The 20,945-nt window shown below is 68.3% G+C and carries 19 protein-coding genes and 1 riboswitch; of the genes, 12 read left to right on the forward strand and 7 right to left on the reverse strand.

The window, feature by feature from the left end; all coding sequences use genetic code 11:
* The first annotated feature begins 32 nt into the window (after positions 1–32).
* From IE187_RS11065 to IE187_RS11080, 4 genes are all read left to right on the forward strand, one after another.
* Entirely contained in the window at positions 33–755 is a 723-nt protein-coding gene (locus tag IE187_RS11065; RefSeq protein ID WP_189676322.1) for a SapC family protein, read from the forward strand.
* A complete protein-coding gene (locus IE187_RS11070; protein ID WP_189676323.1) occupies positions 752–1,732 on the forward strand; it encodes a cupin-like domain-containing protein in 981 nt (326 codons plus the stop codon). Before IE187_RS11065 ends, IE187_RS11070 begins: the two co-directional genes overlap by 4 nt.
* Positions 1,729–3,222 (forward strand): tryptophan halogenase family protein, encoded by a 1,494-nt coding sequence (locus IE187_RS11075; RefSeq protein WP_189676324.1) that lies wholly within the window; start codon positions 1,729–1,731, stop codon positions 3,220–3,222. Before IE187_RS11070 ends, IE187_RS11075 begins: the two co-directional genes overlap by 4 nt.
* A 93-nt stretch (positions 3,223–3,315) precedes the next feature.
* Complete coding sequence (locus tag IE187_RS11080; protein WP_189676325.1) at positions 3,316–4,995, forward strand: FAD-dependent oxidoreductase; 1,680 nt, start codon at positions 3,316–3,318, stop codon at positions 4,993–4,995.
* Positions 4,996–5,133: 138 nt separating this feature from the next.
* Here the strand turns inward: IE187_RS11080 and IE187_RS11085 are convergent, their stop codons facing one another.
* From IE187_RS11085 to IE187_RS11095, 3 genes are read right to left on the reverse strand one after another with little or no spacing between them, the layout of a single operon-like run.
* The gene (locus IE187_RS11085) at positions 5,134–5,760 is read right to left on the reverse strand and encodes a glutathione S-transferase (RefSeq protein ID WP_189676326.1); all 627 of its coding nucleotides are present in this window, start codon (positions 5,758–5,760) and stop codon (positions 5,134–5,136) included.
* Entirely contained in the window at positions 5,757–6,137 is a 381-nt protein-coding gene (locus IE187_RS11090) for a reverse transcriptase-like protein (protein ID WP_189676327.1), read from the reverse strand. Before IE187_RS11090 ends, IE187_RS11085 begins: the two co-directional genes overlap by 4 nt.
* A gap of 13 nt (positions 6,138–6,150) precedes the next feature.
* Positions 6,151–7,458, reverse strand: a complete 1,308-nt coding sequence (locus IE187_RS11095) for an Hsp70 family protein (RefSeq protein ID WP_189676328.1) — start codon at positions 7,456–7,458, stop codon at positions 6,151–6,153.
* Between the two features lie 396 nt (positions 7,459–7,854).
* Here IE187_RS11095 and IE187_RS11100 point away from each other — a divergent pair, with 396 nt between their 5' ends.
* Complete coding sequence (locus IE187_RS11100) at positions 7,855–10,536, forward strand: TonB-dependent receptor (RefSeq protein ID WP_189676329.1); 2,682 nt, start codon at positions 7,855–7,857, stop codon at positions 10,534–10,536.
* Positions 10,537–10,606: 70 nt separating this feature from the next.
* Here IE187_RS11100 and IE187_RS11105 read toward each other — a convergent pair whose 3' ends face one another.
* Positions 10,607–11,284, reverse strand: coding sequence for a response regulator transcription factor (locus IE187_RS11105; RefSeq protein ID WP_189676330.1), 678 nt, complete (start codon positions 11,282–11,284; stop codon positions 10,607–10,609).
* 128 nt (positions 11,285–11,412) lie between these two features.
* Positions 11,413–11,600: riboswitch (cobalamin riboswitch) on the forward strand.
* 137 nt (positions 11,601–11,737) lie between these two features.
* On the opposite strand from IE187_RS11105, the gene IE187_RS11110 reads away from it, so the two are divergent.
* The 6 genes from IE187_RS11110 to cobS are packed head-to-tail and all read left to right on the forward strand — an operon-like array spanning position 11,738 to position 16,990.
* Positions 11,738–13,732 carry a TonB-dependent receptor plug domain-containing protein gene (locus IE187_RS11110; protein ID WP_189676331.1) on the forward strand — a complete coding sequence of 665 codons (1,995 nt, stop codon included), beginning with the start codon at positions 11,738–11,740 and terminating at the stop codon, positions 13,730–13,732.
* A gap of 13 nt (positions 13,733–13,745) precedes the next feature.
* Positions 13,746–14,300 carry a hypothetical protein gene (locus IE187_RS11115; RefSeq protein WP_189676332.1) on the forward strand — a complete coding sequence of 185 codons (555 nt, stop codon included), beginning with the start codon at positions 13,746–13,748 and terminating at the stop codon, positions 14,298–14,300.
* A complete protein-coding gene (locus IE187_RS11120) occupies positions 14,297–14,704 on the forward strand; it encodes a DUF1636 domain-containing protein (protein WP_189676333.1) in 408 nt (135 codons plus the stop codon). Before IE187_RS11115 ends, IE187_RS11120 begins: the two co-directional genes overlap by 4 nt.
* Complete coding sequence (gene cobT / locus IE187_RS11125) at positions 14,701–15,714, forward strand: nicotinate-nucleotide--dimethylbenzimidazole phosphoribosyltransferase (protein ID WP_133191511.1); 1,014 nt, start codon at positions 14,701–14,703, stop codon at positions 15,712–15,714. The genes IE187_RS11120 and cobT overlap by 4 nt, the downstream gene beginning before the upstream one ends.
* Positions 15,711–16,280, forward strand: a complete 570-nt coding sequence (locus IE187_RS11130; RefSeq protein WP_189676334.1) for a histidine phosphatase family protein — start codon at positions 15,711–15,713, stop codon at positions 16,278–16,280. Before cobT ends, IE187_RS11130 begins: the two co-directional genes overlap by 4 nt.
* Complete coding sequence (gene cobS, locus IE187_RS11135; RefSeq protein ID WP_133191509.1) at positions 16,277–16,990, forward strand: adenosylcobinamide-GDP ribazoletransferase; 714 nt, start codon at positions 16,277–16,279, stop codon at positions 16,988–16,990. The genes IE187_RS11130 and cobS overlap by 4 nt, the downstream gene beginning before the upstream one ends.
* Here cobS and IE187_RS11140 read toward each other — a convergent pair.
* Genes IE187_RS11140 through IE187_RS11150 form a run of 3 tightly spaced genes read right to left on the reverse strand, consistent with a single transcriptional unit; the run spans position 16,955 to position 20,329 of the window.
* Positions 16,955–18,424 (reverse strand): cobyric acid synthase, encoded by a 1,470-nt coding sequence (locus IE187_RS11140; RefSeq protein WP_189676335.1) that lies wholly within the window; start codon positions 18,422–18,424, stop codon positions 16,955–16,957. The two genes, cobS and IE187_RS11140, sit on opposite strands and share 36 nt — an antisense overlap.
* Complete coding sequence (cbiB, locus tag IE187_RS11145) at positions 18,412–19,350, reverse strand: adenosylcobinamide-phosphate synthase CbiB (protein WP_229839370.1); 939 nt, start codon at positions 19,348–19,350, stop codon at positions 18,412–18,414. Before cbiB ends, IE187_RS11140 begins: the two co-directional genes overlap by 13 nt.
* On the reverse strand, positions 19,343–20,329 hold the full coding sequence (locus IE187_RS11150; protein WP_229839371.1) for an aminotransferase class I/II-fold pyridoxal phosphate-dependent enzyme: 987 nt from the start codon (positions 20,327–20,329) through the stop codon (positions 19,343–19,345). The genes cbiB and IE187_RS11150 overlap by 8 nt, the downstream gene beginning before the upstream one ends.
* 82 nt (positions 20,330–20,411) lie before the next feature.
* On the opposite strand from IE187_RS11150, the gene cobU reads away from it, so the two are divergent.
* A complete protein-coding gene (gene cobU / locus IE187_RS11155; RefSeq protein ID WP_189676338.1) occupies positions 20,412–20,933 on the forward strand; it encodes a bifunctional adenosylcobinamide kinase/adenosylcobinamide-phosphate guanylyltransferase in 522 nt (173 codons plus the stop codon).
* The last annotated feature ends 12 nt before the right edge of the window (positions 20,934–20,945 follow it).

The following is a 20,945-nucleotide window of genomic DNA, read 5'->3' on the forward strand; positions in this document are numbered from 1 at the left end:
GGCGATTATCACGTCTGCATGACCATCACAGCATGACCAACACCGTTCTTCTCGATACGATCGCGCATGCCGATCTGCGTGTTGCCATCGGCCATGCCGCGCGCTTCGGCGATGCGGTCAACCAATGCGTCGTCTTCCCGACCGAGTTCGAGGCGGCGCAGCGCGACTATCCGATCGTGTTTCGGCGCGATGCGGAGGGTTCCTTCTATGCCGTCGCCTTGCTCGGGCTCGACCGCGACGAGAATCTGTTCCTCGATCCGCGCGGCTGGGACGCGCGGCACATCCCCGCGCTCCACCAGCGCGGCCCGTTCCTGATCGGCATGGTCGACCGCGACGGCGTCAGCGAACCCGAACCGATGCTCCACGTCGATCTCGACCACGCGCGCGTCGGTGCAGCCGATGGCCAGCCGGTCTTCCTGCCGCACGGCGGGCAGTCGCCGTATCTCGACCATATCGTCAAGGTGCTTCGCGTGATCCATGACGGGATCGCGATGCGCGCGCCGATGTTCGCCGCGTTCGAGCAAGCCGAGCTGATCGAACCGATCACGCTCGACATCGCGCTCGACGAAGAGACGCATTACAGAGTGCCCGATTGCTTCACGATCGGACCCGAGCGGCTCGCCCGGCTCGACGCCGCCGCGCTCGATGCGCTGCACCGCGCGGGGTTCCTCCAGCATGCGTTCCTCGTCGCGTCCTCGCTCGGCAATGTCACGCGGCTGATCGAGCTCAAGAACCGCAAGCGCCGCGCGGCATGACGCTGCCACTCCACCCAGCCACGCTGATCGCGCAGCAACGTCCGGTGGTGTTGCGCGCTTTGGTGCGCGATTGGCCGATCGTGCGCGCCGGGCTCGAGAGTCCCGCCGCCGCCGCTGCCTATCTCAAGCGGTTCGATCGCGGTGCGGCAGTCGTCGGCTATACCGGCGCGTCCGAGATCGGCGGCCGCTTCTTCTACGACGAGAGCGGCACGGGGATGAACTTCACCGCGTCGCGCGTCGCGCTCGACGCCTATCTCGACCGGATGCTGTCGACGCTCGACGCGCCCGATGCGCCGTCGCTGTATGTCGGCTCGACCGACCTCGACACCTATCTCCCGGGCTTCCGCGCCGAGAACGACCTCGCCGTCGATTTTGCAGGCGCGACGCCGCTCGCGAGCATCTGGATCGGCAACCGCACCACCGCGGCGACGCATTTCGACATGTCGAACAACATCGCCTGCTGCGTCGTCGGTCGTCGCCGCTTCACACTGTTCCCACCCGCGCAGATCGCCAACCTCTATCCCGGCCCGCTCGAGCCGACGCCGGGCGGCCAGGTCGTCAGCATGGTCGACGCGCGTACGCCCGATCTCGCACGCTATCCACGTTTCGCCGAAGCGCTCGCCAGCGCGGAAGTGTTCGATCTCGAGCCCGGCGACGTGCTCGTCTATCCGGCCTTGTGGTGGCACAATGTCGAGGCGCTCGACGGCTTCAACGTGCTCGTCAATTATTGGTGGAACAACGCGCCGCGCTTCCTCGACAGCCCGATGAACACCATTCTCCACGGCTTGCTGAGCTTGCGCGACCGGCCCGATACCGAAAAGCAGGCATGGCGCGCGCTGTTTGACTATTACGTGTTCGGCCCGGCCGATCTCCCCGCCGCGCATCTTCCCGAGCCGATGCACGGGGCGCTCGCGCCACTGACCGATCTCACCGCGCGACGGCTGCGCGCGCAGCTTCTGCAAAGGCTCAACCGATGACCGCAGCCCCCTCGCCCGACCAGACGATCAAGCGCGTCGTCGTCGCGGGCGGCGGCACCGCGGGCTGGATCGCGGCGGCGGCGCTGGCGAAACATCTCGGGCCGTTGCTCGAGATCGTGCTGGTCGAATCCGACGAGATCGGCACCGTCGGCGTCGGCGAAGCGACGATCCCGACGATCCGCACCTTCCACCGCTTGCTCGAACTCGACGAGCGCGACTTCCTGCGCGCGACACAGGCGACCTTCAAGCTCGGCATCGCGTTCGAGAATTGGGCGCGCGACGGGGATCGCTACATCCATTCGTTCGGGCGCGTCGGCCAGTCGATCTGGATGGGCGACTTCCAGCATATGTGGCTGCGCGGCCGCGCGGCGGGGATCGCCGACGAGCTCGGCGCCTATTGCTTCGAGCTTGCCGCCGCCGAAGCGGGCAAGTTCGCCACCGCCGACGACGCCAAGATCAACTATGCCTATCATTTCGATGCCGGGCTCTACGCGCGCTACCTCCGCGATTTCAGCGAGAAGTGCGGTGTCACGCGGATCGAGGGCAAGATCGGCGGTGTCGTGCAGAACGCCGAGAGCGGGTTCATCGAAGCGCTCGAGCTGGACGACGGACGCCGTATCGACGGCGATCTGTTCGTCGATTGCTCGGGCTTTCGCGGGCTGCTGATCGAGCAGACGCTCAACGCCGGCTATGAGGATTGGAGCCACTGGCTGCCGACCAACCGCGCGCTCGCGGTACAGACCAAGGCCGTCGCGCCGCCCCGACCCTACACACGCGCCATCGCGCATGAGGCCGGGTGGCAGTGGCAGATTCCGCTCCAGCACCGCGTCGGCAACGGGCTGGTCTATTGCAGCGACTATCTGTCGGACGACGCAGCGCGCGAGAAACTGCTCGCGCAGGTCGACGGCGAGACGATCACCGAGCCGCGGACGATCCGCTACGTCACCGGGCGGCGCAAACGCGTGTGGGACAAGAACTGCGTCGCGCTCGGGCTCGCCAGCGGCTTTGTCGAACCGCTCGAATCGACCAGCATCCATCTCATCATGATCGGCATCACGCGGCTGATCCAATCCTTTCCCTTTGCCGGGATCAAGGATTCGGTCGTGCGGCGCTACAACGATCTGGCGGAGACCGAACTCGAGCGCGTGCGCGACTTCATTATCCTGCATTATCATCTGAACGAACGGCGCGAGCCGTTCTGGCAGCGCTGCGCGACGATGGAGATTCCCGATACGCTCGCGCAGCGGATCGCGCTGTTCGCCGAATCCGCGCTCACGCCGCAGACCGCCGACGATCTGTTCCAGGCGGATTCGTGGTTGCAAGTGATGCTCGGCCAGCGGCTCGAGCCCGGCGGCTACCACCATATGGGGCATGTGCTGAGCGACGCGCATCTCGCGCGCGCCTTTGCCGATCTCAAGGGCAATATCGCAGGGGCAGTCGGCCGGATGCCGACGCATCAGGCGTTTCTCGACGGCTATTGCGCGCGCTGAGCGCAAGAGCCGTCGCGATGCGATGGTTCGAGCTCAAGCAGCGCCAGCTGTGCTAAATGCGCGCATCGGCACACTTCGAACAGGGGCTTTCGCATGAGCACGATCGACACGCGTCAGGCACAGGCCTTCCCGGTGCTCACCCCGGCGCAAGTCGAAACCGCGTCGCGCTTCGCCAGCGGCCCGGCGCAAAGCTTCGCGCCCAGCTCGCCGATCTTCGCGATCGGCGACGAGCATGCCCCGACCTGGCTCGTCCTCAGCGGCGGGATCGCGGTGCACCGCCGCGACGGGTTGAGCGATGAAGCGCCTGTCACGGTCCACGGCCCCGGCCAGTTCAGCGGCGAAGTCAGCCAGCTTGCCGGGCGCCCATCGCTCGCCGGCGGCACGGCGGGCGAAGCCGGATGCACCGCGCTGCCGTTCGATTCGGCGCATCTGCGCGCGCTGATGGTCGGCTCCGCCGATGTCGGCGAAGTCGTGATGCGCGCGCTGATCCTGCGCCGCGTCGGCTTGATCGAGGCGGGCGGATCGGGCTCGGTGCTGATCGGCGATCCCGACGGCAAGGCGGTGCTCGCGCTGCAGGGCTTCCTGACGCGCAGCGGCTATCCCAACCTCGTGCTCGATGCCGCGGTCGACGGCGAAGGCCACGACGTGGTCGAACGGCTCGGCGTGCTCCCCGCCGAACTGCCGCTGCTGGTCTGCCCCAACGGCACCGTGCTGCGCAATCCGAGCACGAGCGAAGTCGCGGCCTGTCTCGGCATGGTCGCCGAGCTCGACCCGGCCAAGGTCTATGACGTCGCGATCGTCGGCGCTGGGCCGGCTGGCCTCGCCGCCTCGGTCTATGCCGCGTCCGAGGGGCTCGGCGTGATCGTGCTCGACGAAGTGGCGATGGGCGGCCAGGCGGGCCAGTCGAACCGGATCGAGAATTACCTTGGCTTCCCGACCGGCATTTCGGGCCAGGCGCTGGCCGGCCGCGCGTTCAACCAGGCGCTCAAGTTCGGCGCCGAGGTTGCGATCCCGCTCTGCGCCGAGCGGCTCGAGTGCGCCGTGGAGAAGAGACGCGCGCCCCTGTCGCTCCACTTGTCCGAGGGCCGACAGCTGCGCACGCGCAGCGTGGTGATCGCCTCGGGCGCGCGCTACCGTCGCCCCGACGTGCCCGATCTCGCCACGTTCGAGGGGGCGGGCATCTCCTATTGGGCGTCGCCGATCGAGGCCAAATTGTGCGCGGGCGAGCAGGTCGCGCTGGTCGGTGGCGGCAATTCGGCGGGGCAGGCGGTGGTGTTCCTCGCGCCGCACGTTGACCGGCTGCATCTGATCGTGCGGCGGCCGCTCGAGGCGACGATGTCGCGCTATCTGATCGATCGGATCGCCGCGCTCCCCAATGTCGAGCTGCATGTCGGCAGCGAGATCGTCGCGCTCGATGGCGATGCGCAGGGCTCGCTCGCCGGGGCGACGTTCCGCAACCGGGCGGATGGCGCGCAATCGCATTGCGAGATGCGGCATCTGTTTCTGTTCATCGGCGCCGATCCCAATACGGCATGGCTCGACGGCTGCGTCGCGACCGATGCCAAGGGGTTTGTGCTGACCGGCGACGACTTCATCGACGAGGCCAAAGGCTATGGCCGCGCGGCACTCCCGCTCGAGACGAGCCGGCCGGGGGTGTTCGCGATCGGCGATGTCCGCGCGGGCTCGACCAAGCGCGTCGCCGCGGCGGTCGGCGAAGGCGCGGCGGTGGTCGCGCAGATTCATACCGCGCTGGCGCATCTGGCGGAGGCATAGGTTCCGATCCTCGCCGGCACGGGGACGCCGGCAACGGCAGGCAGACGGCGCGCGCGATGCGAGCGCTGCGTTCGCGGCCAGCCCCCTCCACCGTTCGCCGAAGGCTCACGGTCCCCCTCCCCGTGCCGTGGAGGATGGCTACGCTTTTGCGTTCAGCACAATCGGCGGGTCGTCGGGCGTCCACGGGGCGAAACGCTGCATCGTCTGCTCGAACAGAGGCGACGCGACATGCCGCGCGAGCCACTCCTGCACTCGCGCGATGGGCTGCGCGGCGAACCAGTTAGCGTCCACCGCGGCGAACTGTCGGACGAACGGGAAGATCGCGATGTCGCTCAAAGTGCGCTGCGGGCCGCACAGATGGTCGCTGTCCGACAGTCGCGCATCGAGCTGCCCCAGCATCGCCAGCCCGGCGTCGCGATTTGCGATCGGATCGGCTTCGTGGCGCTCGGGATATTTGTAGCGGTCGAGATGGTGCTTGAAGTGGGTGTCGAACGTCTCGACCAGCGCCGCGTCATACCCTGCCAGCCACCGCTCCGGGTCGTTCCGCCCGAGCGCCCACAGCATGATCTCGAGGCTCTCGTCGATCACGCGCCCGTCGGCGCACACCAATACCGGCACCGTGCCCTTCGGCGACGCCGCCAGCATCGCCGCGGGCTTGTCGCGCAGCACGATCTCGCGAAGCTCGAACGGCTCCCCGCTGGCCAGCAACGCCAGCCGCGCCCGCATCGCATAGGGGCAGCGGCGGAAGCTGTAGAGCAGTGTCACCGCGCCCGCGCGCGCTCCAGCGCGATCCCGGCAAGGTTCTGCGTACGCTTGATGTAGCGCAGATTGGGCATCGCGCCGTCGGCGAACAGCGCGCGGAACGCCGCGAGATGCGGGACGCTGTCGCCGCGGCACTTGGTGCGGCCATTGGCCATGTCGATCACCGCGACCGAATCGCCGAGCAAGACGAAGTCGGTGAGGCCAAGCGCCTGTGCCCCCTTCAGCGCCGCGATCAGCGCGAGCCATTCCGAATCCATGCTCGAGCCTATGCCCGCGTCGAGCTCGGCATGCGCCACGCCGGCGATGACATAGGCATATTCCATCTTGCCCGGATTGGGGCGGCAACCGCCGTCGAAATAGACTTTTACCCGGTCGGTCATCGTAGCATCCTTTTCATGCCGCCCACGCGGCCAGATCATCCTGCTGACCGATCAAGGCCAGCCCGTGCGCGATCGAGGTCAGTTCACCGCCCGTCGCGATCCGCTCCTCGCCGAAGCGTTCGTCGAACAGCCGACGAATGCGCGGGGTGAGCGAGGTACCGCCGGTCAGGAAGACGCGGTCGATCGCGCTCGCCGGCGTTGCCGCCGTCGCCAGCGCGCGGTCGACCGCGTCGCCGATCCGCGCGATGTCGGGCGCGATCCACGTCTCGAACTCGGCGCGCGTGACATCGGCCTCGACCGTCAGCCCCGCACCGGCAAAGTGGAAATGCGCGTCCTCGCTGCTCGACAGCGCGCGCTTCACTTGCCCGACCGCGTCGTACAATTGATAGCCGAGCTCCTGCTCGATCACCGCGATCATCCGCGTGATCGCATCCGGCTCGACCGCGTTGCGGCGCAATTTGTCGAGTTCGGCGAGCGTGCGGCGGTTGCGCATCAGCGCGAGCTGCGACCAGTCGCTGAAATCGTTGAAATAGCCCCCCGGAATATCGAGCACCTTGCCCATCGAGCGATACGACCCGCCCTTGCCGAGCAACGGCATGACGAGATGATCGACGATCCGATAGTCGAAGCGGTCGCCCGCAATCCCGACGCCCGCCGCGCCGAGCGGGGTACAGCGCCGCGCCGCGCCGGGTGCCGCAATGTGGACCACCGAGAAATCGCTCGTCCCGCCGCCGAAATCGGCGACGAGGATCGTCGCCGGGTCGCTGATCCGCGACGCATAGCTGAACGCCGCGCCGATCGGCTCATAGACGTAATGGATCTCGGCACCGAGCCCGGCGAACATCGCGTCATAGCGCGTCCGTGCGAGCGTCTCGTTCGGGCGACTGCCCGCAAACTCGACCGGCCGTCCCACCACGACGCGCGCCGCCTGTCCGTCGAGCGCACCGCCGGCGCGTGCAGCGAGCTTGGCGAGGAACAGCTGGCCGAGCTCCTCGAAGCGCAAGCGGCGTTCGAACACGTTGGCGAATTCGAAGCTCGCGCTCGCCACCACCGACTTGAACGATTGCAGGAAGCGGCTGTCCTGCGGGAATTCGAGATATTCGCGGATCGCCCATGGCCCGGCATCGGCGGCGAGCCCGCTCGGCACGCCGGGATGGCGCCCGTCGTCTTCCCAGAAGCACAAGGCCGAGCGGAAGACGGGGTTGCGCGCGTCGGGCACATCGAGCGCGACAAGTTCGGCGGCATTATCCTGCGACAGCGCGACCACCGAGTTGGTGGTGCCAAAATCGAGGCCGATCGCGGTGGGGGAAGATATGGACATGACGCGAGGCGCTCTAGTCGCAAAGTCCGGGCGGCGCAAAACTCCGGCAAGAGGTGCGACTCGCACAGATCAGACATCAGCAACGCCGATGCGCGCACGAGAGCAGCGCATGACAAGACGCCGCTGTGTGACAAGTTAGCCGCACTTGGGTAAATACGTAAATAATCGTTTCCCGAAAAGCGCGCGTAAGATCCGGTACAGTGGCGCGCGTGCGCCGCATTTTACGCGACGTAACGATCCCGCGCGGCGGCGCCATCGATCGAAGCGCGGTTTATGACGCGAAAATGATATTTTGGTAATACGCCGGTTGCAGCGAATGTAACATTCCTGACCCAATCGAGCGCTAGCCGAGCCGGACCGGGGCTAAACGGCCCGACTGGTTCAGGGGATATCACAATGATCGTTCGTTCGGGCTTCCGCCTGCAGCTGCTCATGGGCGGCGCGCTAATCGCTCTCACCGCTTCGCCAGCCCTGGCGCAGACCGCTCCGGCCACCGACGCCGCGGCCACCGCACCGGTCGCCGACACGCAGGCGACGACGCCCGCCGCAGCTCCCGAAGAGCAGGGCGCCGGCATCGGCGACATCGTCGTCACCGCGACCCGTCGTGAAACCAACCTGCAGAAGACGCCGATCTCGATCAGCGTGCTCAGCGCACAGGGCATCGCTGATCGCCACGTGCTCAGCCTGTTCAACCTCGCCGACGGCTCGATCCCGTCGCTCCGCGTCGCGACCTTCGAAGCGCGCCAGTCGGCGCTGACGATCGGTATCCGCGGTATCGTCCCCTACGATCAGAACCAGACCGCGCGCGACGGCGGCGTCGGCGTCTATATCGACGGCGTCGCGCTGGGTAAGACCCAGGGCCTGAACGCTGCGCTGTTCGACATCGAGCGCATCGAAGTGCTGAAGGGTCCGCAGGGCACGCTGTTCGGCCGCAACACCGAAGGCGGCGCGCTGTCGCTCGTCTCGAAGGCCCCGACCGGCGTGTTCGACGCGCGCGTCACCGCTGGCATCGGCAATTACGGCGCCCGCAACACCGACCTGCACCTCGACCTGCCGAGCTTCTACAACATCTCGCTCAAGTTCGACGGCGTGTATCAGCATCAGGATCCGACGGTGAAGAACCGGCTCCAGGGTGCGACCGGCTGGAATTATTACGACCGCAAGGGCGGCCGCGTCGCAGCCCGCTGGCAGCCGATCGACGGCTTCACCGCTGACCTCGCTTATGATTATGCGAAGGACGAGAACAGCCCGAACTTCAGCCAGCTGCTCAACTACAACCCCGGCAAATATGCGGTCGGCTCCTACACCAACGGCGCGACCGGCGTCCTTGGCACCTCGCTGTTCGTGCCCGGCACCGGCACCGCTTGCGGCGGCACGATCACCGCAGCGCAGTCGGCTGCCGGGCGCCCGATCTGCGTCGCGCCCAAGGCGCCGCTCGTCGGCGTCCATCCCGAGCGCCAGTACATCTCCGATGTCGGCGTCCCGCAGCAGCCGAGCGTCGACATCACGCACGGCTTCTCGGCCAATCTGAAGTACAAGCTCGCACCGTGGATCGAGTTGCGCTCGATCACCGCATGGCGCGGCGTCAAGACCGATCAGTGGGACAACTCCGGTGGTCCAGAGCGCAGCTCGTTCTCGCCGTTCGTCGTCAACACCGCGAACCCGACCGCGATCAACACGACCGGCACGTTCAGCCGCTACAGCCTCTCGTTCCTCAAGCAGAACCAATTCAGCCAGGAATTCCAGGCGGTCGGCAGCGTACCGCAGTTCGACTATGTCGTCGGCGCGTATTACTACACCGAACAGGCGAGCGAATATGCCGCCACCCCGCTGACCAACCAGTGGAACGCCGATGGCACCGCCTATACGATCCGCAGCCCGATCCCGGGCAATTCGAGCGCGATCACGGGGGCGAACTCAGGCCTTCAGCGCTATGATGCATCGTGCAACAACACGCTGGCGGCCACCGCACCGCAATTCGCCAACAGCTGCCAGTTCATCACGCGCGCCAGCGCCGCGACCGACCACAACTATTCGGTGTTCGGCAATCTGACCTTCTCGCCCGAGGCGCTCGGCAACGTGCTGCACATCACGGCAGGCGGTCGCTGGACCAAGGACGACCGTCACGGCAGCCTCTACGTCATCAACAACCGGACCGATCTTGCCGGTGCGACCGGCGTCGTTGCACCGTTCGGCTTCAAGAACAGCATCAGCCGCTTCGACCCGATGTTCAACATCGCGTTCGACGCGACGCGCGACATCCACTTCTACGCAAAATATGCGACCGGCTTCCGCGCCGGTGGTGCGAACGACCGCTCGCTGCAGTTCAACGCCTTCGGTCCGGAAGCGGTCAAGTCGTACGAAATCGGCGCCAAGGCCGACTTCTGGGATCACCGCGCGCGCCTCAACGTCGCAGGCTACATCATGGATCGTAGCAACACGCAGTTCGACTTCGACTATTTCGACACCAACGGCTCGAGCCCGACCAACGGCGCGCATATCGAGCAGACCACCAATGCCGGAAAATCGAAGATCCGCGGCGTCGAAATCGACCTGACGGTGAAGCCGATCCCGCAGCTGACGCTGACCGGTTCGTATGCCTACACCTATTGGAAGGCACCTTCGGCCGTGAACCCGCTGACGCCAGGTGCGCCGCCGCAGCAGCTCTACATCGTCTACACGCCGAAGAATGCGGCCTCCGCCGCGCTCGACTATGTGCTTCCGGTCAATATCGGGGATGCCAGCGTCCGTCTTCACCTCGACGGCAACTATTCGAGCAGCCAGTACAGCTTCCAGCTCGAGAGCACCAAGACCGACGCCAGCTTTGTGATGAACGGGCGCCTCGCGCTCGCCGACATCGCGGTGAACGACCATAACAAGGTCACCGTCTCGGTCTGGGCGCGCAACCTGCTCGACACGACCTACGTCTATCGTCGCTCGTCGGCGAACTCGACGCCGGTGCAGAACTACAGCGCGACCGGTGCGCTGATTTCGACCGCATACGGCGGCATCCTCGGCGACTATGGCAATTTCAACGCGCCGCGCACCTACGGCTTCGAACTCTCCGCCAAGTTCTGATCACTCGGGATTAGGCGGGAAGACCCGGTCCGAGCATCGCTCGGGCCGGGTTTTTCTTTGCCTGCGCGGTTCAGCCGTGGTCGACCAGCATATAGCCGACGCCGCGGATCGTCTCGATCGGGTCTGGCTCGCCGGCTGCATTCAAATGCCCGCGCAAGCGCCGGATGTAGGATTCGACGACATTGGTCGCGGGCTCGCCGTCGTAGCGCCACACGTTGCGATAGAACATCGCGCGCGTGACGATCGCATTCTTGTTGCGGATCAGCTCGCACAGCATTTGGAACTCGAGCTTGGGCAAAGCCAGCACACGCCCGCCGCGTTGTGCGCGATACTTGATTTCGTTCACTTCGATGTCGCCGGCGCGCATCACGCCGTGCCCCCCGCTGCGCGTCGCCCGCCGCAGGATCGCGCGCAACCGCGCCTCGATCTCGACCGCGGCGATCGGCTTGACGAGATAGTCGTCGGCGCCGGCATCGAGCCCGGCGAGCCGGTCGGGCAAATCGCCATGCACGCTCAGCAGCACGATCGGCAGATCGAGCCCGCGCTCGCGCAGCGTACGCGTGATCTCGACCCCGCCGACATAGGGCAGCACCAGTTCGAGCAGCACCGCGTCGAACGTTTCCTGCGTTGCCCGCGCGAGCGCGGTCCGGCCATCGCCGACGATCACGACCTCGTGCGCCAGCGCCCCGAGATCGCTCGCGAGCTGGCGCGGCGCGCGCGCATCGTCATCGGCAATCAGGAGACGCACCGCTAGACTCCCGCGCGAGGGTTCGTTTCTGCCCAGCGACCATAACCGAACCGCGCCGCATTGCACGGGCGGCGTAGCGCGACCGCGCGAGCTGATCCAGGTGATTGACCCGTTTCCGTCCCCCCGCTACGCGCCTTCCTGCGACAGGTTCCCCGGCGATGGGGATGAAAAGGGAACGGGAAAACCCCGGCTGCCCCTGCAACTGTAAGCGGCGAGTTGCCCGGCCATTTGCCATTGGGACCTTCGGGTCCTGAGAAGGCGGCCGGAACGACGGTGACCCGTGAGCCAGGAGACCTGCCCGTCGCAGTCGTCTTTCGACCGGCCAGGGTGCGCCGAGCGAACGGGGAAGACCCCGCGTGACGACATCGCCGACCTGCGTCGTGCAGGCGGGATGGTTCGCGCCCTCCCCCTTGCGCGCTTCAGGTCTCCGACTGTCTACAAGCGGGGACTGCCATGAAACGATTCCACCCATCGACCTCGGGCCTGCTACTCGGCCTGCTGATCGCGACGCCGGCCTTCGCCGACACGCCGCCACGCCCCGACGATACCCAGCAAGCGCCACGCCCCGATGCGGCGAGCGACATTCCGACCGACGCGAGCGCCGACATCGTCGTCACGGCAACGCGCGTGCCGACCGCGATCGAGCGTGTCGCAGCCTCGGTCACCGTGCTCGACAAGGCTGCGATTGATCGCAGCCAGGACATCGGCGTCACCGAGCTCCTGGTGCGCACGCCCGGCGTCAGCATGTCGCGCAACGGCGGCTATGGTACCAATACCTCGCTGCGCATCCGCGGCGCCGAGACCGACCAGACCGTCGTCGTCATTGACGGGGTCAAGCTCAACGATCCCTCGTCACCCGGCGGCGGCTATAATTTCGCCAACCTCCTCACCGGCGACGCGAGCCGGATCGAAGTGCTGCGCGGGCCGCAATCGATCCTGTGGGGCAGCCAGGCGATCGGCGGCGTCGTCAACATCGTCACCGCGCTGCCGCAAAAGCCGATCGAGGGGAGCTTCGACGTCGAGGCGGGATCGCGCGAGACGGTCAGCGCACGCGCGGCGATCGGCGGCAAGGCCGGGCCGCTGACCTTCCGCATCGGCGCGCAGAGCTTCACCACCGCCGGCATCTCCGCCATCGCGCCGGCGTTCGGCGGCACCGAGACCGACGGCTATACCAACCAGAGCGTCACCGGACGCGCCGAACTCAAGCTCGCCGACGGGATCAGCGCCGACGTCCGCGGCTATTATGCGCGGGGTCGCGTCGAGCTCGATGGCTTTGCCGGCGATTCGGCGGACTTTTCGATCGATACGCAATTCGTCGGCTATGCCGGGCTCAACGTCGATCTGTTCGGCGGGCGGCTGCGCAATCGCGTCGCCTATGGCTATACCGATATCCAGCGTGACAATTACAGCCCCGAGCTGCCGCAACCGCTGACCTTCGACGCGAACGGCCGCAACTCGCGGCTCGAATATCAAGGCAGCCTCGGCATCGCGACCGGCTGGGACGCGGTGTTCGGCGTCGAACACGAGGTTTCGCGCTTCCGCACCGTATCGCCCGACGGCACGCTCGGCACGCCGATCCCGGCGCCCGACAGGGCCCGCGCCGCACTGACCGGCGTCTATGCCAAGCTCACCGCGACGGTGGTCGACGGGCTGACGCTCAGCGGCGGGGTGCGCAACGACGATCATAGCCGCTTCGGCAGCAAGACGCTGTTCGAGGCGGGCGCGGTGTGGGCGCTGCGCAGCGGCACGACGCTGCGCGCGAGCTATGGCGAGGGCTTCAAGGCACCGACGCTGTACCAGCTCTTTTCCGAATACGGGAACCAGACGCTCCGGCCCGAACAGGCCAAGGGCTGGGAAGCCGGCGTCGAACAGCGGCTGCTGGGTGGCGCACTGACGCTCGGCGGCAGCTATTTCGAGCGCCGCTCGACCAACCTGATCACTTTTGCCAGCTGCCCTGACGTTCCGACGACGGCGGTGTGCTTTCAGCCCGGCACGACGATTGCGCGCTTTGGCTATTACGCCAACGTGTCGCGCGCCTTCGCCCGCGGCGTCGAGGCGCAAGGCGCGCTGCGGCTCGGGAAGCGCCTGCTGATCGACGGCAATTACACCTATTCGCTCTCGGAAGACCGGTCACCGGGCGCGACCTATGGCCTGCAGCTCGCACGGCGCCCGCGCAACGCCGCGAACGGATCGGCGACCTATACGCTGCCGAGCGGGATTTCGGGCGGCGTCGCGGTCCGTTGGTCGGGCGAAACCTTCAACGACGCGGCGCACTTCACGCGGCTTGCCCCCTACACGCTGGTCGATTTGCGTGCCGAGCTGCCGGTCACCCAGCATGTCGCGCTGTTCGGGCGGATCGAGAACCTGTTCGATGCGCAGTATCAGACGATCTATCGCTACGGCACGCTTGGCCGCAGCGTCTATGCCGGCTTCCGTGGCCGGTTTTGAGGGGGGAAAGCCGATGACCACCGACCTTCACGCGCGTCAGGCCGATCTGCTGTGGATCCTGCTCTTTACCATCGCGAGCACGCTCACCACGCTGATCTTCGCTTGCGCCACGCCCTTTCCCGCGCTCGCAGCCTTGGCGGCGGTGCATCTCGATCGCCGTGACGGCGTGCTGCTGATGGTTGCCGCCTGGGCGGTGAGCCAGGCGGTCGGGTTCTGCGTGCTGGGCTATCCGTGGGACGCCGCGACCGCGCTGACCGGCGTCGCGATCGGCACCGCTGCGGTGGCGGGCGCGATCGTATCGAGCCTCGTCGATAACCGCGTTCCGGCGCGCTCGACCGTCGCGCGGCTCGCGATCGCCTATGTCGCGGCCTTCGCCGTGTTCAAGCTGGCGATCCTGCTCTGGGCCCCGGTGATCGGCCATGCCGATGTCGCGCTGTCGCTGCCGATCCTGCAGCGCCAGTTCGTGCGCTACGCCGCGATCCTCGCCGGCTTCTACGCGCTCTACCGCCTGCTGACCGCGGCGGGCGTGCCAGCCCCAGCGGCCGCGCCGCAGCCGGTGACGGCATGACCTTGCGCGAAGTGACCGACGGCCCCGCGGTCGTCGCGTGCAACACGTGCCGCTTTTCCGCCGACGCCCGCGACGATGCCGCCGATGTGCGCGGCGGGGCGCGGCTGGTCGAGGCGTTGCGCGCGGTCCAGGCCGAGCCCGGCTATGACGGCGTCGCGGTGCAGGAAATGCCGTGCCTGTTCGCCTGCCAGGATTTCTGCACGGTGCATCTGCGCGCGCCGGGCAAGGTCGGCTATGTGCTCGGCCGCTTCGAGCCGAGCGCCGAGGCCGCGCGCGCGATCCTCGATTATGCGCTGCTCTATGCCGAGAGCGACGCGGGCCAGGTGCCCTATCGCAGCTGGCCCGCCGGGGTGAAGGGGCATTTCATCACGCGCACGCCGCCCGCCGGCTTCATCGTCGAATGACCGGATTCGAGTCGGTCGCCGCGTTCGAGGCCGCGCTCGCCGCGCTGCCCGGGCCCGATCGTAGCGCGCAGGCCGAAGCCGCGGAGCGCCAAGGCCAGTTGACCAAGCCGCCCGGGTCGCTCGGGCGGCTCGAAGACCTCGCCGTGTTCGTTGCCGGGTGGCAGGGCCTCGGCGCGCCGCGGATCGCGCATGGGCGCGTCGCGGTGTTCGCGGGCAATCACGGAATCGTCGCGCACGGGGTCAGCGCGTTCCCGGCGGCAGTGACGGCGGAAATGGTCCGGAACTTCCGGAACGGCGGCGCTGCGATCAACGCGCTGGCCGCGGCGGCGGGGCTCGAACTGGTCGTCGTTCCGCTCGACCTCGACCGACCGACCGCCGACTTCACCCGCGCACCCGCAATGTCGGCCGACGAATGCCTCGCCGCGCTCAACGCCGGCGCGGCGGTGGTGCGCGACGACGTCGATCTGCTCGTGCTCGGCGAGATGGGGATCGGCAATTCGACCGCTGCCGCGGCGCTATGCGCGCGCAGCTTCGGCGGGGCGGCTGCCGACTGGGTCGGGCCCGGGACGGGGGTCGATGCCGCGGGCGTCGCGCGCAAGGTCGCGGTGGTCGAGGCCGCGCTCGCCTGTCATGCGGATGCCCCGACGACCGCGTTCGAGACGCTCCGCCGTGTCGGCGGGCGCGAGATTGCGGCGATCGCCGGCGCGGTCGTCGCCGCGCGGCTGGCGGGCGTGGTGGTGGTGCTCGACGGGTTTATCTGCAGCGCAGCACTCGCGCCGATCGCTGCGGCGCATCCCACGATTACCGACCATTGCATCGCCGGGCATTGCTCGGCCGAGCCGGGGCATGCGCGCTTGCTCGCGCGGCTGGGGCTTACGCCGCTGCTCACTCTGGGCATGCGGCTCGGCGAGGCGAGTGGTGCCGCCGTGGCCGCGGGCGTGATCCGCGCTGCACTTGCCGCGCATGCCGAGATGGCGACCTTTGCCGAAGCCGGCGTCTCGGGCGCGTGAGCGCGCCGGTCCTGCTCCACCTGCTGCGCCACGGCGCACCCGAGTTGACGGGCACGCTGCTCGGGCGGATCGACAGCGCGGTGACGGCGCAAGGCCTTGCAGACTGCGTGGGCCGGGCCGTCGGACTCGATGTCGCGACCGTCGTAAGCTCCGACCTGATCCGCGCGCGCGCCTGTGCGGAAACGATTGCGCGCGACCACGGGCTTGGCGTGACGGTCGACCCGCGCTGGCGCGAACTCGACTTCGGCGCGTGGGATGGGCACGCGCCCGCGACGATCGACCCCGCCGCGCTCTCCGCCTTCTGGGATGATCCCGACGCCAATCCGCCGCCCGAAGGCGAGCGCTGGTCGAGCCTCGCCGCGCGCGTCGGCTCGGCGTGCCGCGACATCACCGTGCCGACCTTGGTGGTGACGCATGCCGGCGCGATGCGCGCCGCGCTCGCCACGCTGTGCGGGTTTTCGCAAGCGCAGACCTGGTCGATCGACCTTCCCTACGCCGCCCTGCTGTCGCTGCGGGTATGGCGCGAACCCAGCCTTGCCGCGCAGATCGTCGGACTGTCGGCATGAAGCGGCTGATCGTCGCATTCGGTTTCCTGACTCGCCTGCCGGTGCCGCAGGTCTCCGCCGACGGAAACGATTTTGCCGCGGCGATCCGCGCTTATCCGATCGTAGGACTGGCGATCGGCGGGCTCGTCGCGGCGAGCGGCTGGGCGGGAAGCCAGATCGATCCGTGGGTCGGCGCGCTCGCCGCGCTGGTCGCTTGGGTGGCGGTGACCGGCGCGCTGCATCTCGATGGGCTTGGCGATCTCGCGGATGGGCTCGGCGCCGCGCATCGCGACCGGACGCGGCTGCTCGCGGTGATGGCCGATCCGCATATCGGGAGCTTCGGGGTCGTCACGATCGGGCTGCAGCTGCTTGCCAAGCTCGTCCTGCTCCATGCGCTCGCGGGCATCGCGTGGTGGCCCGTGATCTTCGTGCCGTTTGCGGCGCGGATCGGGCCGCTTGCCTGGGCGCGCTGGCTGCCGCCGCTGCGTGATGGGCTCGGCGCGCGCGTCGCCACCGCAGTGCGATCGCGCGATCTGATCGGCTGGGCGCTCGTGCTTGGCGCCACGGCGGTCGCGCTCCCCGCTGTGCTCGTCACGCCAGTCCTGATCCTCGGTTTCGGCCTGTGGCTGCGCTGGCGCGTCGGCGGGGTGAGTGGCGATTGCCACGGCGCGGGGATCGAGCTGGTCGAAACCGGGCTATTGCTCGCGATCGTCGCGTGCGGTCTTCGATAGCGCGATCAGCGCGTCGATATCGACATGGCGTTCGAGTGTCGCGGCGATCGCATCGAGCGCGGCATCGATCGACGCGCGGTGATCGGGCCCGGCACCGTCGACACCGATCCGCGCGAGCCACGCCGCGCGCTGGCGCGCATCGCCGAGCAAGCCGTGGACATAGCTGCCGCACACCAGCCCGTCGGCGCTCATCGCCCCCTCGGCGCGGCCATCGCCGAACTGGCCGACAGGCCGAGCGGTATCGGGGCCGGTGGTGCGCCCCATATGGATCTCATAGCCATCGAACGCCGCGCCGAGCGCCGTGCCGCTGACGGCGCCGACGGTCTTGGCGCGCCCGATCTCGGTCTCGACGTCGAGCAGGCCGAGCCCCGGCACCGCGCCGACCGGCCCCTCGATCCCATGCGGATCGGATACGACGCGCCCAAGCATCTGATACCCGCCGCACAGCCCGAGCACCGGGCGCCCGCGCCGATGGTGCGCGAGGATATCGATGTCCCACCCTTGCGCGCGGAGGAACGCAAGGTCGGCGATCGTCGCCTTCGATCCGGCGAGCACGATCAGCGCCGCATCGGGAATCGGCTGACCGGGCGGCACCATCACCAGTTCAACATCGGGCTCGAGCCGCAACGGATCGAGATCGTCGAAATTGGCGATGCGCGCGGTGATCGGACACGCGATGACGACGCGCCCGTCGCCACCGACGCTGCGGCGTTCGAGCACGACCGCATCCTCGCTCGGCAACCGCACCGCTTCAGGCAGCCACGGCACCACGCCGAACCCGCGCCAGCCGCTGCGCACCTCGATCGCGCGATAGCCGTCGTCGAACAGCGCGGGATCGCCGCGAAACTTGTTGACCAGGAAACCGTGGATCATCGCCGCGTCGGCGGGATCGATCACCGCGCGCGTACCCACCAGCGAGGCGATCACCCCGCCGCGATCGATATCGCCGACCAGCACCACCGGCACCCCCGCCGCGCGCGCGAACCCCATATTGGCGATGTCGCCGCTGCGCAGGTTGATCTCGGCGGGGCTCCCGGCGCCTTCGATCACGATGATATCGGCCTGCGCGCGCAAGCGGTGATAGCTGGCGAGCACGTCGTCGAGCAAACCGGCACGCCCCTCGCGCCAGTTCGCCGAGCCGAGCGTCCCGCGCACGCGCCCGTGAACGATGACTTGCGAGGTGCGGTCGCCCTGCGGCTTGAGCAGCACCGGGTTCATGTCGACATGCGGCGCGACGCGCGCAGCGAACGCCTGCGTCGCCTGCGCGCGGCCGATCTCGCCGCCAGCGGCGGTGACCGCGGCATTGTTCGACATGTTCTGCGGCTTGAACGGCCGGACGACGAGCCCGCGATTGGCGAGCGCGCGACACAGGCCGGCGACCAGCACCGACTTGCCGACGTCCGACCCCGTCCCCTGCAGCATCACAGCACCCATGCGATGCCCCCTGCCACGATCCACAGCAATGCGCACCCCCGCCGATAGACGCCGAGCGCGCGACGGATCTCGCGCGCGCCGATCACCACGGCGCCAGTCCCGATCCACGGCTTTTCGGCGACCACGCCATCATAGGCGATCGGCCCGGCGAGCCGGACGTCAAGCACCCCCGCCATCGCCGCCTCGGGCCAGCCGGCGTTGGGCGAGGCGTGCTTCCACGCATCGCGCCACAGCGTCGCCCAGCCGCCCCCGCCGACCGCGCAGAGGATCATTCCGGCGAGGCGCGCGGGCACCAAGTTCGCCACGTCATCGCTCCGCGCCGCCGCCCAGCCGAACATCCGCCAGCGCGGCTCACGGTGGCCGATCATGCTGTCGGCGGTGTTGAGCGCCTTGTAGATCCACAGCCCCGGCAGTCCCCCCAGCAGCAGCCAGAAGAACGGCGCGACGACGCCGTCGCAGAAGCTTTCGGCGAGACTCTCGATCGCGGCGCGCGCGACGCCGGCTTCGTCGAGCGCGGCGGTGTCGCGCCCGACGATCATCGCCACCGCACGCCGCGCCGCAGGAAGATCGCCCGCCTCGAGCGCCGCCGCGACGGGACGGACGTGATCGTCGAGGCTGCGCTGCGCCAGCCCCGGCCAGGCAAGCACCGCGATCCCGATCCATGCCCAACCGCCTAGCAGCGCCCGCAGCGCCAGCGTCGTTCCCCAGGTGATGGCGCCGACGCTGCCGACCAGCAGCAGCACCGTCAAAATCCCGCCAATCCACCGCGCCCGCGGCGTCCGCGTTGCACCATTCCAGCGGGCCTCGCACACCGCGATCAGCCGCGCGCACCACCCGACCGGATGGCCGATCCGCGCATACAGCCCGCCCGGCCAGCCGAGCACCGCGTCGAGCGCGAGCGCGCCGAGCGCGATGGGCTCAACCACCACCCAGCGCCCGATCGAGCCTTGCCAAGGCAGCCGCGCTCCCCGGCAAACCGATCCGCAGCCAGCCGGGGGCATAATCGAAGGGCCGCGTCAGAATCCCCGCCGTCGCGAGCCGCTCAAACACCACCGCAGCATCATGCGTCTCAACTAACCGGAACAGTGGGCAATCCCCCCGCGGCGCGAGGCCGTGCCTGCGCAACACCTGGTCGAGCGCAGCAGCAGCTGCAGCAAGATCGATCCGCATCGCCGCGCGCCACTGCGTATCGCGATATGCGCCGATGCCGAGCTCGATCGCAGCCGATGAAACCGGCCAGCTTCCGAGCCGCTCGCGATACCCCGCAACGATCGCCTCGGCCCCGCAAACGAAGCCGAGCCGCACCCCGGCGAGACCGTAGAATTTCCCGAACGAGCGAAACACCAGCACGCGGTCGTCGTCGCGCAGCAGCGGCAGCACGCTCGCACCAGCGACACAATCGGCGAACGCTTCGTCGATCACCAGCCAGCCGCCATCCGCAGTGCGCGAGCGAGCAAGGTCGAGCAGCGTTTCGGGCGCGATCACCCGCCCGTCGGGATTGTTGGGGTTGGCCAGCAACGCGCTGCGCCATTCCGCGCCGGCCAGCGCCTCGCTCTTAACCGGCGTGGCATCGGGCAAAGCGGCAAAGTGCGAGCCATAGCTCGGCGCAACGACACAGGCCGGCCCCGGCAACCCCATCGTCGCGAGCAAGCGCAGCCCGATCTCGCTCCCCGGCAGCGCGGCGATCGCCCCGCACGTCATGCCGAACGCCGCTGCCGCCGCATCCTCGAGCGCTGCCAGCCGGCTCGGCGAGGGCAGCACGCGCGGATCGGCCAGCGTCAACGCCGCAGGATCATAGCCGTTCGGATTGATCCCGGTCGACAGATCGAGCCACGGCAAGGGCGCCGCCGGATAGCGCAGCGCCGCGGCATCGATGCGGCCGCCATGGATCGTCAATACGGACACGGCTCTAGCTCTCGACTTGCGGCATGCCGGGTGCCATCGCCAATCCGCTTGCCGCGCGCAAGCCGCGATAAGGACGCTGCCGATGCCGACCTTTACCAAAAGCCTGTTGGTGCTCGGCGGCGCGCGTTCGGGCAAGAGCCGCCATGCGCAGGCGATTGCCGAGGCGAGCGGCGGCGACCTCGTCTTCATCGCGACGGCGCAAGCCTTTGACGGCGAGATGACCGACCGCATCGCGCGCCACCGCGCCGACCGCGACGCGCGCTGGCGTACGCTCGAGGCGCCGCTCGATCTCGCCGAGGCGATTGCGGCGGAGGACCGGCCGGGCGCGACGATCCTCGTCGATTGCCTGACGCTGTGGGCGTCGAACCTGCTCCTCGCCGACGCCGATACCGATGCCGCGGCGCAAACGCTTGTCGCGACACTCGCGCGGGCCAGCGCGCGAATCGTGTTGGTCTCGAACGAAGTCGGCTTCGGCATCGTCCCCGACAACGCGCTCGCCCGCCGCTTCCGCGACGTGGCGGGGCTGCTCAACCAGCGCGTCGCGGCGGTGGTGAGCGAGGTCGATTTCGTGATCGCCGGGCTACCGCAACGGCTCAAGGGCTAGCGCGTCGGCGCG

Origin of the sequence: Sphingomonas glacialis, from assembly GCF_014653575.1 — a bacterium.
Taxonomy (GTDB): Bacteria; Pseudomonadota; Alphaproteobacteria; order Sphingomonadales; family Sphingomonadaceae; genus Sphingomonas; species Sphingomonas glacialis.